Source organism: Nocardia sp. CA-290969, assembly GCF_050936135.1.
In the GTDB taxonomy this organism is placed as follows: domain Bacteria; phylum Actinomycetota; class Actinomycetes; order Mycobacteriales; family Mycobacteriaceae; genus Nocardia.
Window position 1 is genome coordinate 5,221,896 of record NZ_JBNJNJ010000001.1, and the last position, 16,341, is coordinate 5,238,236.

The window sequence follows — 16,341 nt, forward strand, 5'->3', positions numbered from 1 at the left end:
CGATGAGGTCAGACCGTGGCCGACCGCACCGCGTCGCCACCGTCGATATCGGCATTACGCAACTTGGTGGTACCGAAATCCGCGGCCTGCACCGTGATTCCGGATTGTTCGGTCACCTCGGTCGCCGCGGCGGTGCAGGTGTCCCGTATCCAGTCCAGTTTGCCGAGCATGTTTCGGTCCAGCGTGGAGCATGCCTTCGATTCCACAGCCAGCGAATCGACGGTCGTCCCGACGCTCTCGGTCATCACCGCGAGGGCACCCGCGACATCCCCCACGCTCGCGGTCACACCCTCGAGCGAAACGATATGCACCATGCTTCGAATCCTCCTGTATCGGCCGTCCGGTCCCGGCTAGGCCGGGCGCAGGCCGAAAGCTTCGTTTTCCAACGCCTGGTACGCGGCTTCGGTGGGCAGGCCGAACGAATCGATCGTGTAGGAGCGGGCACCGTTGGCCTCCATCTCACGCCGCAGACCCAGCCGCGATTTCGCGTGCGCCAGCCCGGCCAGCTTCAGGATCTCGGCGCTGAGCCAGGTGTCGCCGTTCTCCCGGGCGTCGTCGGTGATGTGCAGACCCACGATCTCACCGTCCCGGTCACAGGCGACACCCACCGTGTGATCGGGGTTGAACACCTCGTGCACCTGCGGCGCGGCGGCCGGTGCCGCGGCGCCGAAATCGTCTGCGGCATCGGTGTAATCGTCATCGAAATCGTACTCGTCGGCCATCGCTGCCTCCTCGTTCTGTTAAGCGGACTCGGCCAGGGTCTCCGACAGCACCGACCAGGCGGCGTCGGCGATAGTCAGCACCAGCCGGAGCTGCCAGACCCGGGCGCCGAGATACATCTCGCCGGTACCGTCGTCCAGCATTTCCAGGTAATCGGCACTGTCCACATCGGGGTTCATCGATACGGTGGTGACCGGTGGCCGCCCATCGTCCACACTGATGATCGAACCGCCGCCCCCGGGGATGAAACTCTTCCGGCAGCGCGGCCCCGCGCCCAGCGCCACCTGGGTACTGTTCGTCGTAATGGTGACGTCGGGATTCAGCAACAGCTGGCTCACCCAGGAGCGGGCGGCGAGTTCGGGCCGCTCCCCGTTGATTCCCATCATCAGCGATCCCGCCAGGTCCACCACCAGCAATTGCTCGCCGGTGGTGATCCCGACGATCACCAAGCGGTGCGGGCCTTCGGCCGGCGCCGGCAGATCATCCGCGGCGACCGTGGTCGAATCGGCGCCGACACCGCCACCGGCGGCCGGATATTTGGTGACGATGCCGGTGGCCACATCGACGGCATAGGCAACCGTGGGATGGCCGGAGCTCGCGCCCAGCGCGGCCATCCGGGCCAGCCCTTCCTCGTGCAGCCAGGCGATCGCATCGGCCGCCGAGACCGAATCCTCCGCTTCCGCAGTCTCCGCGCTCATCGTCCGGCCTGCCCGGCACCGGCACCCGCGGGCTCCGCCTCGTCTGCGGCGGCGTCTGCGGCGTCGTCGGCGATCACCGTTTCCATGATCACCTGATACTGCCGGGCCGCGTCCTGGGTGCTCTCCCGGATCGCCGCCATGATCTCGTTCACCAATTCCGCGCAAGTGAACCGGTCGGCGGTACCCGGCATGAGGTACAGACTGGTCAAGCGGCCCATTGCATCCACTTCCGGAATCACCGCCCCGCTCGGCGACGGCCGCCGGGCCCGCACCTCGTCGATACGCTCGCGCATATCGGCGATCCGGTGCCGTAGTTCGCGGGCCGCGTCCAGCGCGGCTTGCACATCGGGATGGATGCTCATGAGTTGCCTCCGGAGCGGGTCGGGGCCTGGTTGTTGGCCGGGGCAGGGGTGGGCTGGGTGACCGTCGGTGCGATGGTCGGCCGCTCCCCGATAACGGGTTCGGTATGCGGGGTGTCGTCGACGTACATCAGGCGGTCGGGATGCCAGGCCACCACGCGGTTGCGTTCGTTGCCGGAGCCGCCCGCGCCGCCCATGCCGCCCATACCCGGGGCCATCGGCATATACGGCATCATCGGCGACCCCGCGGCGCGGCCGGCGCCACCGGCCGAACCCGATACGGAATCCGAGACCGGAACCCGGGGTGGTGCACCGACACCGCCGCCGCCGACCGCCGGTGTCAACGGCAGCACGGTCGACGCCGACAACGTCTGGACATCGGAGGCACTCGGGATACCGCCGCCCGGCATCGACGGCGTCCCGCCCGATGGGCTCCCGTACGACGGGACCGCGTAGTCGCCCAGACCGTAATCGTCGTAGTAGTCGTCGTAGTACTCGTCGGAAATTTCCTCGGTCTGGTCCAGCCCGTTGGCCCCCAGGCCCATCATGCTCATCAGCGTGGGCAGCATCTGCGCGAGCATCTGGTCACCGGAGCCGGAACCGGAACCGGTCTGCGCCGCCGCGCCGGTGCCCTCGGCCGAATCCGCCACCCCGGTCCCGGTTTCGGCGACATAGGAGCCGGTGGCCTCACCGGATCGTACGTTCAGTTCGTTGTACTCCGCGGTCGCCGCGGCCAGGGCGGCCTCGTTCTTGGACCGGGCCGCCGCGAGCATCTTCCGCCGGGCGGCCAGGATTTCCTCGGGGGTGGGATGTTTCGCCTTGACCCGGGAGAACGCATTGCCGTACGAATCCGCTCCCTGCGCCAGTTTATCCATCGCGTCACCGAGCTGATCCATCCAGCCGCGGTAGGTGGCGAACCGCGTCGCCACCTCCGAGCCCACCGGGCTCCAGTGCTGCAGCACCGACCCCGCCCGGTCCATATCGCCTGCCGCCTGCGCCCGGGAACCGGTGTTGAACAAGCGCACCGAATCCGCGAACCGATGCGCCGGTTCCGGGCCCGGTCCACTGTGCAGCTGCCGGGCGAACGTCAGCGGATCACCGCTGACCACCGGCATATCGCTCAACCCCGGCGGTACCCGCCGTAAGCCGACCGGCTCCACCGCCGGGACCGGATTGTCGACCAGTTCCCCGCCCGAGGCATTGATCAGCCGGGCACCCGCATCGTCGGCGGCGGCGTATTCGACCGCCGCCTGCCCGATATGGTGCGCGTCGCGCTGGATCTTGTTCAGCACCCCCACCGTCGCATTGAACAGCGCCGCGGCCTGCGCGTTCAACTGCGGCACCGCCTGCGCGGAAATCGGGTCCGCCCCAGCGGGCAGCACCCATTCCCGCGGCACCGCGGCACCGGTGACCCGCGCCAGGTCGGCCGACTGCCCGGCCACGGCCACCAGCTCACCGAGATCGACATTCAGCGCCATCGCAGTCTCCTCTCACCTGTCGCCGCTAGGCCGGCACCGGGACATCAACGGGCTGATCGGCATTCGCCACCGTATCGCCTTCCTGGCCGTTGTCCGCCCCGGCCTCGACACCCTTCGGATGCTTGAACCCGGCGAAATCACCCAGCGGGCCCTCGGCATCCCCCATATCCGGTGCGAACTGTTGCAGTTCGCCGTGCACCACGGCCTCTACGGTTCCACTCTCCCCTTCTCCGAACACCACCAGCAACGCGGTCCGATTATCCGAATCTCCCTTCGGCGACCCGGAGTCCGCGGCGCCGGCCTTGTCCGGGCTTTCCGTCGATTTCCGCTCGCCCTCCGGCGTCCCACCGGCCGGGGTGCCGACCACCGCGCTGGCACCGGCCGGGACCTTCCCCTCGTCGGCCACCGCCGCCGTCCACGTCGCGACATCGCCGGTGGCCAGCTGGAACGGGTCGACCGCCGGGCCGATATCCTTCGGATCGGTCCACGCCGCCGGGGTCCCGGCGTAGGCGGCCTTCGCATCGGTGCCGTTATTGTTCGCGAACGCCTTGTCCAGCGCCAGCGCCACCGTGAGCGGCACCTTCTGCGTCCGGCCGTCGGGGAACGGGTACAGCACCAGGCCGTCCGCTCCCGCGACACGTTTCGGCGCTCCGGTACCGGTCTGAGTGGAGGTCGCACCGGGCGGCGGCCCGGTCTGGGTGTGGGCGGGTTGCGCCGGGGTCTGCGCCGGCGTCGCGGCAGCCTGGTTGGACCAGGGGGTGGTCGCGGCGGGTCGTGCCTGCGGCATGGTCGGCGCGGCGGCCTGGTCGTACCGGGACGGGTCTATATCGTTGATCCGCCGGGCCATGTCGTTGTCCGCACCGTTGCGCATGGCAGCCTGCGACATCATCATGGGCAGCAGGGAATTCATCAAACTCCCCATCATCCCGCTCATCCCGCCCATCGGATCGGTGGCGGGCATCGAACTGTACGGGTTGACGGAACTGGCGGGGTCGATGGAACTGGACGGATTATTCGCCGCCTCCAGCGCCTCGTTCGCGCGATCCTGGGCCTGCTGCACCGAATCCGCCAGGTCGGAAGTCGCCGTGCCCGGAGTCTCGAGATCACCGACGCCCAGATCCCCCACGCCGGCGGGATCGGTGAGGTTGCCCTGGGAGTTATCGGGCCAGTATGCGGGATTCTGGAACTGGTCGTCGAACGCGTCGACCGAGTTGCCCAGATCCTCGCGCGCCTTCTCGTCGTCCTCCAGCCTTTCCGCTTCCTCCTTCATCTGCTCGGCCAGGGCCTGGGCCTGCGCATTGGCGTTCTCGATCTCCGATGCGGCCTCGTCCACCGCCTGGATCAGCATCTCGAGGAAGCCCGCGTTGTCGACCTGAGTCAGCCCCTTCACCCAGTGGTTCATTCCGGTGATCAGATTGGCGAAGCTCTCCTGGCCGGTCTTGGTGATCTCCTCCATTTCGTCGATGCCCACAGCGATATTGGCCTGTGAGGTGACGAGCCGATTCCGCTTCTCGTCGAAAGCCGCTTTGAGATCGCTGTAGGACGCAGTGCCCTCGCTCGTACCCGCTTCGCCCGGTATATGCGGCGCCTTGGGGAGCGGCGTCAGCTGCAGATCTTCTTTCTTCTCCAGGTTGCCGAACAATTCGTAATCGTCGACGATCACCTTGGCCACCGAATCGGTGGCACCCCCATGCCATTCGGCAACAGCCGGATCGATGCCCTCGACCGGCTGCAGCAGGAAACCCGCACCGGTGTCTGTGACCCCGGGTTCCTCGACGAACGGTTTTGTTCCCATCTTCGGTCCGGCCGCGGTGTCGCCGACCCATTGCAGCACGAGCGCCGGGGCGGATGGCTGCTTGTTCCCGCCCTGCTCACCGGATCCGTCGCTGCCCCCACCGTCGTTACCGGCCGGGCCGAGGTGTACCCAGGCGGCCGCACCCAGGCCCGTCAACCCCGAGTTCGCCCAGCCTGCTTTGGTCCTGGTGCGATGCCCGGTGTTCACATCCTTGGTGGAGGTGCCCATGCGCATCTTGTCGTTGAGGAAGTCGGTGACCTTCTTGCTGGTCCGAAGACTTGTCTCGGTCGCCTTGTGCAGATTACGGGCCTGGCCGATGCGGTTGGAGCCCGCGTACTTGGCGCCTGCCTTCTTCCGAGCATCCTTGGCAGCAGCCGCCGCCTGCTTCTTCGTGAATGTCTGGCCGTTGACGTTGACGGTATTCTTGTCGGCCCCATTCTTCTTCTTCGGCCAATTCTTCAGCTTGGCCTCGAGCTCGTCTGCATGCGCGCTCAGCGAACTCCCCTGTTTGCGATAATCGGCGGCTTGCGCCTTAGCTCTCTCGAACGGTTTCAGCTTGTCGGTCAGGTACGTGGAACCACGACCACCCAGCTTGCTGAGTCCGTGGCCGGCACCGCCGACCACCATGCTCGCCACCGCGCCGTGGGCACCGGCCTCGAACGCACCGTCGAAGGTATGAATGCCGATTCCGTCTTCCCAGGCGTTGTCCGCCAGTTTTCCGGCGAATCCGCCCGCCGCACCCCCGACCAGGAGGCCTCCGACGCCCGGCATAACCCGGCTGACACCGATATTGACCCCGACGTCGACAGCGAAACCGAGCAGCCCCATATACCCACGCCTCCTACGCCGGAACGACCGCGCCGGCGGCCGATTCGTCCGTTGACGCCGGCGCGGCCTGCGCTGCCGCCGCGCCCGCGATCTCGATTCCCGGCGGATGGAAGAACCCGGTGAAGGGACCGAACTCACCTTCGCCGTCGCGCATTCCGGCCAGCTCGGTGACCACCTGGAGCGCACCGTCGACGACGGCCTCGACCGTACCGTCCCCGGCTTCGCCGAAGCGGACCAGAATCGCCGTCCTCCCTTCCCAGACAGCCACATCACCGGTCATGACCTGTCCGGGGTCGATCCTGGTACCGATCTGTTTGCGATCCGTCCACTCCGCCGCGGTACCCGCGTAGGCCGCGCGGGCGTCGGTACCGGCGGCATTTCCCAATGCCGCGTCCAGCACCCGGGCCACGACACCGGACACCTCCTGCGACCGACCGTCCGGGAACGTGTACACCACCTTGGCAGCCGGATCGACGGGCCGGGCCGGCACCGGCGGCCTACCGGTATCCGCCGGAGGTGAAACCGCTTTGGCAGGAACCTGGCCTGGAGCCGGACCGGCCGGTTGACCACCGGTGGCCGGTTGACCGCCACCCGGTGCAGCCACGGGACCGGACGGGACCGCGGTAACCGGCGGTACGGCGTCCGGCCTGTCCCGGTCCGGCGAGCTGTCGTCCCGCTCACCGCGGTCACCCTGGTTCCCGCGATTCATCATGGCCTGCATCAGCTGCGGGAGCATCATCGCTTCCATGCCGAATCCGGAACCGAGGCCCGCCGCGGACGGGGTTACCGGCTGTTGCGGTGCGGCAACAGTATCGGTGCCGGTCGAATCCATTCCGGACACCGCGGGATCGGCGCCCTCCGCCCCCTCACCGGCACCGGTCGGCGATGCGTTCTCCGAACCTTCGGTCTCCGCACTGAGATCCAGCGGTTCGGGGGCGGCGACGGTACCGGCACCCGCGGGATCGTCCGCACCGGATTCGGGAGTCTGTTCGGTGGCGCCGGGCTCGAACTGGGGGTCGTCGTTGCCGCCGGCGGTATCGTCGTCGCCGGCCGGGTCGTCGTCGGAATCCGCCGGCTTCTCCTCGGTCTCCTTGTCCTCCGAGTCCGGCAATTCGGGGACGACCGGCTCGTCCGGCGTAGCTTCCTCGGCCAACGCCTCGAACAGTGTGTTGTATCCGGTGAGAATGGCTTCCACGCTGAGGCTCACGGACTCGACCAATGTCATGGCATAGATATCTTCGGTCATTCCGGCCGCCAGTTGCGCGGGATCGACGAGGAAGACGGGCGTTTTGGTGCGGGGACTGACCTTTTCGGCGTACTCCTCGGCGAAACCCGTGATCTTCTCGACATCGCGAGGGTGAACTCCGGCGAATTTCGCGAGCGCCTCGATGGACGCATCGATATCCGTACGCCCACCCTTGCACAGGTCTTCGGTGCGTTCGACGGCCTGCGCGACGGTACCGGACAACGACCGTAGCTCCGCGTAGTGTTCACGCAGGGCGGCTACACGTTCGGTGTAGCTCGGAATTCCCGCCGCTTCCTCCCCGGAGATCTCGCTGACCGAGAGTTCCTCCGGCAAGCCGGTTTTCCCTGGCTCGTCACCGAACGATTTCCGGGTACCGAGATAGGTCCCCGGAATGGTCCGGTAGTTCTGCTGCATGGGCGGGTTGAATTCCAGTCCGTACGGCAAATTACCGGGGTCCGGCATCATGACATCGGGCATTCCGTCGGGAATATCGGAGAGTTCCGCCGAACTGATATCGATCAGCGGCACCTCGGGATATCCCGCCAGTTGGTTGTAGTACGGCTCGCGCAACATATTGTCCGTCGACCACGGACCGGCCATCGCCCCGGCCGACAGCATGCCCATTCCCATGCGGAACGTCGAATCGTTCAATGCCCCGCGAACGCCCTGGAACCCGCTGGGCACCGCCCGCACCACCCCGTTGGTGACCAGACCTTTGCCGCCCTGCAGTGCCGTCTGGCCGAATGCACTGATCATGCCCTTACCGGCAATTCCGAGTGCACCGCCCAGCATCCCGCCGGCCGCGGCGAAAGCGGCCCCTTCGAGTACGTTCTCGCCCTGCACCCAGGCCGATATACCGCCGGCCGCACCGCCGAGGAGGGCGGCACCCGCCGGTCCGCCCAAAGCGAAGCCGGCGGCACTCGCCACCCCGATGGCGATATCGTCGATATGGTCGCCGAGCCAATCACCGAGACCCACGTGATCACCGGCTCGACACAGTGTCCACCGCGCGCGCCGCCCCGGTCCCGACGCGGCCCGTACGGCCGAGCAGAGCCCGCGAGCGAACCATCTGCGCTCTCCTTCCGACCCACTCATTGTCCGGGATTCCCAGTAGAGGGAAGCGCTGACCTGCCCCGACAGGTCATGATCGAAGCTGCGATACCTGACGCTCCGCAGCAGAGAGCACACCCCGTCGCCGCCCCGAAGGATCGGAAACCGCCGCAGGAGGAAACTTTCGATGAGCCTGCGTTATCCGGCTGCGAAAAGGGCTCACGACCCCTTGTACTTCTATCCGGATACCGTGGTGCAGCGGATGCGGGCCTGGCTCGCGGCTCATCCGTGGTACCGCCGGACGCTTTGGGCATTCGCGATATTCCTGGCCACCGTTGTGTTCCCGGGTGTGGTGGGCGCCGTCGCACTCGCGCAACCCGGCAGCGGTGTCTCGCAGATCGATGGCCTCAGCTGGATGAATGTCCGCGATTCCAATGGCGTACCGCTGGCGAACTATACGTTCGCCGCCGATCAGGGCGGGCTGCTGGAACCCGGCAAAACCGTGATCTGGGCCCTCATCGGCATCGAATTCGTGGGCTATATGGCCATCGTGACCACCGCGATCTGGATCGTCGGTTTCACCTTCAGCTTCGTCTGGCTCGATATGTTCAGCAGCGCCCTCACCGGAGTCGCCGACGCACTGGCCCGCCAGATCGCGACACCACTGGTGCTGATCACCGCGGCCACCATAGGCGCGTTCTTCGTCGCCTATTTCATCGCGCGCGGTTTCCCGAGCAAAGCCACCATGCAGGTGGTCACCATGCTGGGTGTGGCGATCCTGGGCCCCATATTCCTGTCCGAACCGCTCGCCGATGTGCTTTCCTCGGATGGCTTGCTGGCCCAGGGCCGCAATGTGGGTATCTCGGTGGCGGCGGGGCTCACCGGAGATGCGAACCCCAACCCGGCCGAACTGGTCACCGTCATGCAACACAACATGGCGGACAACTTCGCCAGAAAGCCGGTTCAGGTATGGAATTTCGGTCACGTGGTCGACAACACTGCCGGCTGTGCAAGAGCCTGGGATTCGGGCACGCTCGCCGCGAACTCGGATGCCATTCGCGAGGGCATGGAGAACTGCGGTAACAAGGCCGCCCAGGCCAGAGCCGATTCACCCGACATGGGACAGTTCGGCACCGGTTTGATCCTGCTGGTCTGCGCGACCCTGCTGCTGATCTTCGCGGTGTACCTGGCCCTCAAGGTCACCAAGGCGGCACTGAACACCATCTACCACGGGTTCATGGCGATTCTGGGCTTTGCGGCCGGCGGTTTCATCTACGGCCCGACCCAGACATTCCTCGTCCGCAATATCGTCGACGCCTTCGTCGCCGCGGCCCGGATGACCGCGTTCACCGGCTTTCTCGGTGTTTACATCCTGTTCCTGCGTAACTTGTTCGATCAAGCCCAGGGCCAGGTACTCTCGGTGATCGTCATCGCGTGTGTGGTCGAAATTGTGGCGATAGCCCAGATCCGGCGGCTCAACAAGAGCCTGAGCCGCGGCAACGACTGGATCGCCAACCGTTTCGCGCTCGCCATCCAGGGCAGCCCGGGTGGCGGCGGTGGAGGCGGCGGCGGTGGCACCGCCCTGGGAATGGGCGTCGGTGCCGGCGGGTCCGGTGGCGGCGGATCGCTGAGCGGGCTGGCGGCAATCGCCGCCCTGAACACCATCAACGCTTCGCCCATGACGGGCTGGTTGATGGCGGCGACTCCCAACCCGCTCAACCCGCTGTCCCGCGGCAAGAAGCGGTCCGAACTCGCCAATATCCGGACAGCGGATTCCCGCCAGGACATGTACCACTGGTCGCACCTGGGCCGGACCAACTGGCTTCGGAAAGCGCACGCCCGCGCCGAAACCCATGGCGGGATGAGCGCCGCGCTCGGTGTCGCCAACGCACTCGACGGCTTGGGCGACAGCCGTGTCCCGGACTCGTACATCAACGCGGTGCTGCGCGCCGCCGGTACGCCCGACGAACAGGTACACCAGGTCCTGCGCGCCCACGCGGCGATGAAGTCGAGTATGTCGAGCAATCCTTACGGCTGGGGCCCCTTGCAGAAGGCGATCGCCGCCGCCCGCGCTGTCGAGAACCATCTGCTCCCGACCGATACGCTGACGACACAGCGCGCGTTCGCGGCCCAAGCCGTCGTCGCGGCCAACAACTTCGCCCGGCACACCAGTGCCCCTGCACAGGGTGCGATCATCAACCAAGGCTTCGTGAACCGCGTCCGGCAGAACTGGGATTCCGATATCGCACTGCGCAACGCGATAACACCCGCCGAGTGGAACTCGGTCGGCCGCGACACCCGGTGGGCGATCGCCACCGAAGCCGCGACCTCGTTCCAGCAGGCGGCACAGAACTACTACGACAACCCGACCGCATTGACCCGGCGACACCTCCAGCAATGGCAGATCAGGATCGCCAACCTCGACCACCTCGATCCCGCCGGGGGCCTGGACCCGTGGGATTCGTAGTCCGGCAGCCGGTCGGCGCCGTCCAACGCAGGGTGGTAGCCGATAGGCGGTACATACCCGCGATACCGCTTACCTGAGGTTTACGCCCAGCGTCGCGCCGCGAAACTGGGCGGCAGCGAGGTGATCTGGACATCCTTCCCGCGGCTGGGCGCTTCCACGCATTTGCCGTCGCCGATGTACATCATCACATGCCCCATCTTCCCGTTCTTGTAGCTGCTTTCCGGGAAGATCAGGTCGCCGGGCTGGATATCGCTGTTCGCTACTTTGGGTAGTGATCTGAACTGATCGTCGGCAACCCGGGGGATATTGACGCCGGCCTTCTTCGCCGAGTACTGCATCAGGCCCGAACAATCGAAGCTGTTCGGCCCCTCGGCTCCCCAGACGTAGGGATCGCCGACCTGGTTGAGCGCAGTCTTGACCGCGTGTTGCGCACGCGCAGATCCACCCTCGACCTGGTATCCGCTGGCGGTGGAGCCGGAAGCGAATTTCACTCCGCCCGGCAGCTCCTTGCCCAGGATGTTGTACAGGTACTGATTGGTCAGCTGGTTGATCGCCGACGCGGTGTCACCGGCATTGGCCGACCCACCCGAGACGATCTTGTGCGCCGTCTTCAGGGCTGCCGTCAGGATCTGGCGAACCTTCTGCTGGCCTTCCTTCGTATACGCCATCGGCCCGAGCTCGGCCAGCGCCTCGTTGACCTGCTGGATCAGCGATCGCACCGCCTTCTTGTCGATCTTGTTCGATCCGGCGACACCGGTGATATAGGTCGCGAGCTGCTTGTCCAGGTTGTTGAAGGCGGTAGCCGCGTTCTGCTGGAACATCCGCTTGGCCTTGATCATCGCCGCGCCGTCACCGCTGCCGCCCGGCGACCCCGATCCACCCAGTTCCTCGCGCAGCTTCTTGACCTCGGGATCGGTGGGCTCACCCTCCCCGTACATCGCCTCGAGGACCTTCAGCACTTTCATCGCGCGCTGCGCCTCCGGTGACATGGACGATCCGTCGGTATCCGCCGCCGGCGTGGCGCCACCTCCGGCGCCGCCGCCCATCAGCCCGGACAGTGCCGAACCGATCATCGGCAGCAATGCCGTACCGGCCATCATCGCCATGGGCGCCAGTTGTCCCAGCAGTTCCGGATCAACCAGCGGTTCGGGTTCCCGCTCCTCCGCTGCGGATTCCGCGGGAGGTGCCGGCTGCGCCGCCGGTGGCGCCGGCGCGGCCGGAGTCGCGGCCGCCGGCGCGGCAGCCGCCGGTGCAGGTGCGGCGAGCGGGAAGACCGGGAGTCCGGGGAGCGCGATATTCGGCGGTGGCGGGGCGATCCCCGGCGCAGGCGCGGACTGCGCTACCGGCGTCGCCGCGGTATTCGATGCCGCCGGGCCGGGCGCCGGTGTCGCCGGTGCGCCGGGAGCGGACCCGTTACCGCCGCCGGCGCCCCAGCGCCGGCGCTCCACGGCGTTCGACGACGATCCGCTGTCGGCGGCACCTTCGCCTTCGAGATCGCCGTCGATTTCAACGTCCACCGTGTACGGCCCGATTTCCGCGCTGGTCATGACACCCCCCCCAGTACCCGCTTGACCTGTACCCGGGCATTGCCGGGAATTCTCGAACGGATGAATTTCCCCTCGTCCACGGTCACCAGTTCGGCCGGGCCGAGCGCGATACCGACCCGCGTCGCGGCGTTGTCGCGGTAATCCCAGAACACCAGGTCTCCCGGGGAGGTGGCGCCGGGATCGACGATCTGCCCGCAGTACGCTTGTTCGCGCACGGTTTCCGGCAGCACCACCGGCTCGCCGCCCACGGGATCACCGCAGTTCTCGGCTGCCGCCGCACGAGGGGCACGGCCCGGCACACACCGGCCGGCCACCGCGCCGGCCGAGGCGCTGTAGACGACATCGCGGACGTATTCCGCCATCTGCGCGGTACCGCCGGCCTCGGGGTACCGCAGCGCGAGGTCCGCGGCGCAGGCCGCGGCCCGCATCGCGGAGACGCATTCCCGGTCCCGTGCGGCGATATCCGGGTCGTCGGGATCGAGTGTCAGCGACGCGTACGGGATACTGCTCGGCCGCGGCGAAGGCGAAACAGTCGCGCTGCTCGCCGCAGTGGTGGTAGCCGGGGCCGTCGTGCCGGTAGCCGGTCCGAGTGCGATATCGCATTGCCGCCCGAAATCGACCTTGGCCATCGTGGACAGCTCGCCCAGCGGCGCAACCACCCCCATCAGCAGACCTCCGCCACCGCAGCAGCACGACAGCAGGATGGTCAGCAGCACGATCAGCCGTTGGGTCGACACAGCCGGAATCGTTCCACTCGCCGCCACCGCACCGCGTTCATCGCACCGCCTCCGGTTCCTTGCGGTCGGCCCGCCCGGCGACACTCGGGGTGCTGGTGATGGCCGCCGCCCGGTCCGCGCGCGCGGGTCCGAGTACCTTGCCACGCCCGATCCGGCTCAGTGCGTCCCGCATGAACATTTCCCCGCGCCGTTCCTCCGGCACCTGCCGGCCGGCACCGATCGGCGGCGAGGTCTCTTCCCGCAGGGCCTGCAGCAGGAACGGCGCCTCCTCCAGATCGACACCGAGCCATTCCAGGCTGTTACGGGCCAGGGTTTCGTCGCGCTGCCGGAAGACGAAACGATTGGGGATGAGGTTGTGTGCCGCGCCCTGGAAGTCGGTGGCCGGATCGTGCGACGCCAATCCGATGGCGGCCAGATGCTTACGACCGTCGCGGCTGAAGTCCGAGGTCACCGCGGCGCCGACTTGGGTCTGGGTGAAGTGGTGCGCCTCGTCACCGACCAGCAGCCCGAAACGCCCGTTGTCGGAGAGGAAGGCCTCCCGCGCCGTCACACCGACCAGCTCGTACAGTGCGGTACCCAGACGCTTGGTCAGCGGCAGCCGGTTGTACAGGTGCGGTGTGGTGAGTTCTTCGGCACTGGGGAGCGCGAGTTTGTGGCTGCGCACCACGGTCGCGGCGGCGTCCAGCCGGATCGGCTTCAGGCTCGGGTCGAACAACACCGGCACCCGCTCGACGATGGTGCCCAGCCGGGCCGCGAGATCCGCGTATTCCTCGAGTGTCCCGGGTTCGTCCCGCAGCCGGCACACCACCCGGTACAGGTCCAGCAGGCTGGTGATCCGGTATTCGGCGATCCCTTTGGGCGAGAGCAGATTGCTGATCACGGCGCCGGTACCGGAGGTCGGGGAGAGATCGAGCAGGGGCAGGATGGAATCCAGCGCCCGCTCGCCCGCCACCCGCGGATCGAAAAGCCGCAGCGGGTCGAGCGATACCGACGGATCGGCCAGATCGATCACCACCGCATCGTCGATCGCGGCGGCGAAATGCTCCCACTCCCCCACCTGGCTTCGGTCGATCGCCAGGAACTGCCCGCCCATATCGTGGACGAGCACCGCCATGAGCTTGAGGAAATACGATTTACCCGAACCGAGTTCGCCCGTCACCGCGAAGGAAGCCGAGAGGTCGTGCAGTGCGGCTTCCATGATCCCGAAGTGGATCGGCTCGAAGTGGCCGGACAGCAGGTTGATTCCGATCACCGGCCCGCTGTCGTCACCGATCTGGCTGGTGGTGAACGGGACGAATCCCGCCCACATATCCGACGGCACGATATGGGCGAAATCGTCGAAAGCCCGCCGCGGCGGACTCCCCGGCACCAGCAGCGACCACAGATCCACCTGCGCGCCGACCGGTGCGGCCATCTCCACCTGGAAACGTTTGTAGCGGCGGCGCAAGGTGTTCACCGCGTCCATGGTCTCGTCACGGGAGGGCCCGCCCACCGCGATCACAGTGGTGAAGGAGACCTCCGATTCCCCGCCGTTGACCTCGAAATGCTGGTTGTATTCACCCAGCATCTGCGCCTTGGACATCAAGGTGTTCTGCGCGAACGAGACCTCCTGATCGCGCTGATCCATCTGCTCGCCCAGGCGCCGTAGATTCACCTCGTTGCTTTTCAGGACCTGATCCGCCGGACGGGTCGAGATCCGCATCCCCCAGTCGACGGTGACGGCACCGAGACCGTCGATCACATTGAGGAACTCACTGCCCCCGGGGAACAGCATGCCCGCGTACGGGAACGAGCGCGGCGTGAGCATCGCCTGATAGGAGGGCCGGTATCCGGTATCCGGCTGCACCACCTTGATCACCGGGACGAACGAGGGGCGTAGCCGCCGCCCGGAATCCGCCCGCGCACCCTCGTCCAGTGCGGCGGATTTGAACACCGCCGCCGTCGCGTCGTCGAGTGCGCCCGCCCGGGTCGGCGCGACCGGATCACCCACGGCGCCGCGCGCCAGATAGTGCTCCCACAACCACTGGAACATCGCGGCGGGCACCGGAACCGGGTCGAAATCACCGCCGATCCGGGACAGGATCTCGTTGGCCTCTTCTTCGTAGGCGTCCAGTTCGGCGCGCGAAATGGCAGTGGCGTCGATGGTGGTGGTGCTGCCCCGCCACATCCGCGACAACGCGGAGATCCCTCCGGTATTCGCCGTGCCCACCGGTATCGACAGGAGGAAGATGCGGGTCTGCGGGGCGATGGACCGCACCCGCTCGTAGGAGGCGAACACTTCGTCGGCGTAGTCGTCGCATTCGTCCAGATCCACACCCTCGACCATCTTGCTCAGCACATCGATCGTGTTCTGCCGGGCCTGGATACCCAGCAGGAGCGACCCGTTCGGCAAATTGTTGATCAGGTTGTGGTGCGCCATTTTGACGTCGAATTTATCGCTCGCCCGGCGCAGGCCGTAGCCGAGCGGCGTGATGAAGTACGTGGCCGTGACCAGCCCCGAATGGGTGAACTGCAGATGGCCGCGAATCGCGGCGGTGGGCTGGAGATCCCGGTTGAAGCCCATCAGCGTGCCTCCCCGCTCGTCGACCGCCCCCCGTTACCACTGATCATCGCCCGCCAGTTCGATGCCGCCGCGGTGGGTTCCACATCCACCGGGCGCAGGAACCGGCTGGTACCCAGGAGATCCATCAGCTGCCCGCCGCGGGCGGCCGTCAGGGGTCGCCGGTTCTTTCCGGCCGGCGGCCGCGGCGGCGTGTGCGGCAGTATCGCCACCACCGTTTCCTCGACGAACATGGTGATCCGCGCGGACTCCGGGGTCACCGGCATTCCGGAGGCCAGTACCGGCTTCGGATAGCAGATCAGCCGGCCGAACCAGAACACCCGGGAGAACAGCCGCACCCCCGTATACGGGATGAGGCCCAGCGCGAAACCGAGCACCGCGGTCACAGCCAGGCCGGCCAGGAAGGTGATCGCCGGGTTCATCGGAAGAGTCATGGCACCGGCACCCGTGATGATCAACCCGATGGCGACCCCCGCCACCTGCGGCAGGGTGTAGGGCCCGAACGGCAGTTTCTGCCCGTTCTGGGCCTTGCCGATAACGGTGGGAACACGTTTGACCGGCGTGAAGACCTTGACCACCTGCGGCGTCACCGATAACCGCCTCCGACGGGATGATCCGGCACGATCATATTCGCGTCCGCGCGGGCGAAGTTCACCAGTGTGGGCAGCATCCAGAACAACACAGCGGCCAGGATCGCCGAACCCGCGACACCGAGGATTTTCGCCGGGGACAGTTTGGATTTCGCGGCCTCGGAGATCAGCACCGCCATCGAGACGATCGTGATGAGGATCAGGCCCGCCCAGCGGACGAAAACCAGGATGCCGTAGAGGATATTGCTGAGATTGCTCATGGTGGT

The 16,341-nt window shown here is 66.8% G+C and carries 13 protein-coding genes; 1 reads left to right on the forward strand and 12 read right to left on the reverse strand.

Annotated elements, in window-relative coordinates; all coding sequences use genetic code 11:
- Nucleotides 1–8: 8 nt before the first annotated feature.
- The 7 genes from ACQEVO_RS23955 to ACQEVO_RS23985 are packed head-to-tail and all read right to left on the reverse strand — an operon-like array spanning nucleotide 9 to nucleotide 8,102.
- Nucleotides 9–314 carry a hypothetical protein gene (locus tag ACQEVO_RS23955; RefSeq protein ID WP_432917153.1) on the reverse strand — a complete coding sequence of 102 codons (306 nt, stop codon included), beginning with the start codon at nucleotides 312–314 and terminating at the stop codon, nucleotides 9–11.
- A 36-nt stretch (nucleotides 315–350) separates the two neighbouring features.
- A complete protein-coding gene (locus ACQEVO_RS23960) occupies nucleotides 351–722 on the reverse strand; it encodes a hypothetical protein (RefSeq protein ID WP_432917155.1) in 372 nt (123 codons plus the stop codon).
- A gap of 18 nt (nucleotides 723–740) precedes the next feature.
- Entirely contained in the window at nucleotides 741–1,418 is a 678-nt protein-coding gene (locus tag ACQEVO_RS23965; RefSeq protein WP_432917157.1) for a hypothetical protein, read from the reverse strand.
- Entirely contained in the window at nucleotides 1,415–1,780 is a 366-nt protein-coding gene (locus ACQEVO_RS23970; RefSeq protein ID WP_432917160.1) for a hypothetical protein, read from the reverse strand. The genes ACQEVO_RS23965 and ACQEVO_RS23970 overlap by 4 nt, the downstream gene beginning before the upstream one ends.
- Complete coding sequence (locus tag ACQEVO_RS23975) at nucleotides 1,777–3,255, reverse strand: PPE domain-containing protein (protein ID WP_432917162.1); 1,479 nt, start codon at nucleotides 3,253–3,255, stop codon at nucleotides 1,777–1,779. The genes ACQEVO_RS23970 and ACQEVO_RS23975 overlap by 4 nt, the downstream gene beginning before the upstream one ends.
- A gap of 25 nt (nucleotides 3,256–3,280) precedes the next feature.
- Complete coding sequence (locus ACQEVO_RS23980) at nucleotides 3,281–5,878, reverse strand: hypothetical protein (RefSeq protein ID WP_432917165.1); 2,598 nt, start codon at nucleotides 5,876–5,878, stop codon at nucleotides 3,281–3,283.
- A gap of 13 nt (nucleotides 5,879–5,891) precedes the next feature.
- On the reverse strand, nucleotides 5,892–8,102 hold the full coding sequence (locus ACQEVO_RS23985; protein WP_432917168.1) for a hypothetical protein: 2,211 nt from the start codon (nucleotides 8,100–8,102) through the stop codon (nucleotides 5,892–5,894).
- Between the two features lie 259 nt (nucleotides 8,103–8,361).
- On the opposite strand from ACQEVO_RS23985, the gene ACQEVO_RS23990 reads away from it, so the two are divergent.
- The gene (locus ACQEVO_RS23990) at nucleotides 8,362–10,641 is read left to right on the forward strand and encodes a hypothetical protein (RefSeq protein ID WP_432917171.1); all 2,280 of its coding nucleotides are present in this window, start codon (nucleotides 8,362–8,364) and stop codon (nucleotides 10,639–10,641) included.
- An 80-nt stretch (nucleotides 10,642–10,721) separates the two neighbouring features.
- On the opposite strand, the gene ACQEVO_RS23995 is transcribed toward ACQEVO_RS23990, so the two are convergent.
- From ACQEVO_RS23995 to ACQEVO_RS24015, 5 genes are read right to left on the reverse strand one after another with little or no spacing between them, the layout of a single operon-like run.
- Complete coding sequence (locus tag ACQEVO_RS23995; RefSeq protein ID WP_432917174.1) at nucleotides 10,722–12,188, reverse strand: DUF4226 domain-containing protein; 1,467 nt, start codon at nucleotides 12,186–12,188, stop codon at nucleotides 10,722–10,724.
- Nucleotides 12,185–12,925 (reverse strand): hypothetical protein, encoded by a 741-nt coding sequence (locus ACQEVO_RS24000; RefSeq protein WP_432917177.1) that lies wholly within the window; start codon nucleotides 12,923–12,925, stop codon nucleotides 12,185–12,187. Before ACQEVO_RS24000 ends, ACQEVO_RS23995 begins: the two co-directional genes overlap by 4 nt.
- Nucleotides 12,926–12,962: 37 nt before the next feature.
- Complete coding sequence (locus ACQEVO_RS24005) at nucleotides 12,963–15,488, reverse strand: ATP-binding protein (RefSeq protein ID WP_432917180.1); 2,526 nt, start codon at nucleotides 15,486–15,488, stop codon at nucleotides 12,963–12,965.
- Nucleotides 15,488–16,075 (reverse strand): hypothetical protein, encoded by a 588-nt coding sequence (locus tag ACQEVO_RS24010; protein WP_432917183.1) that lies wholly within the window; start codon nucleotides 16,073–16,075, stop codon nucleotides 15,488–15,490. Before ACQEVO_RS24010 ends, ACQEVO_RS24005 begins: the two co-directional genes overlap by 1 nt.
- The gene (locus ACQEVO_RS24015; RefSeq protein ID WP_068050145.1) at nucleotides 16,072–16,335 is read right to left on the reverse strand and encodes a hypothetical protein; all 264 of its coding nucleotides are present in this window, start codon (nucleotides 16,333–16,335) and stop codon (nucleotides 16,072–16,074) included. The genes ACQEVO_RS24010 and ACQEVO_RS24015 overlap by 4 nt, the downstream gene beginning before the upstream one ends.
- Nucleotides 16,336–16,341: the final 6 nt, after the last annotated feature.

Bases quoted from the DNA above. Each gene is read 5' to 3' on its own strand.
- ACQEVO_RS23955 (WP_432917153.1), bottom strand. From the start codon at position 314: ATGGTGCATATCGTTTCGCTCGAGGGTGTGACCGCGAGCGTGGGGGAT.
- ACQEVO_RS23960 (WP_432917155.1), bottom strand. From the start codon at position 722: ATGGCCGACGAGTACGATTTCGATGACGATTACACCGATGCCGCAGAC.
- ACQEVO_RS23965 (WP_432917157.1), bottom strand. From the start codon at position 1,418: ATGAGCGCGGAGACTGCGGAAGCGGAGGATTCGGTCTCGGCGGCCGAT.
- ACQEVO_RS23970 (WP_432917160.1), bottom strand. From the start codon at position 1,780: ATGAGCATCCATCCCGATGTGCAAGCCGCGCTGGACGCGGCCCGCGAA.
- ACQEVO_RS23975 (WP_432917162.1), bottom strand. From the start codon at position 3,255: ATGGCGCTGAATGTCGATCTCGGTGAGCTGGTGGCCGTGGCCGGGCAG.
- ACQEVO_RS23980 (WP_432917165.1), bottom strand. From the start codon at position 5,878: ATGGGGCTGCTCGGTTTCGCTGTCGACGTCGGGGTCAATATCGGTGTC.
- ACQEVO_RS23990 (WP_432917171.1), top strand. From the start codon at position 8,362: ATGAGCCTGCGTTATCCGGCTGCGAAAAGGGCTCACGACCCCTTGTAC.
- ACQEVO_RS23995 (WP_432917174.1), bottom strand. From the start codon at position 12,188: ATGACCAGCGCGGAAATCGGGCCGTACACGGTGGACGTTGAAATCGAC.
- ACQEVO_RS24005 (WP_432917180.1), bottom strand. From the start codon at position 15,488: ATGGGCTTCAACCGGGATCTCCAGCCCACCGCCGCGATTCGCGGCCAT.
- ACQEVO_RS24015 (WP_068050145.1), bottom strand. From the start codon at position 16,335: ATGAGCAATCTCAGCAATATCCTCTACGGCATCCTGGTTTTCGTCCGC.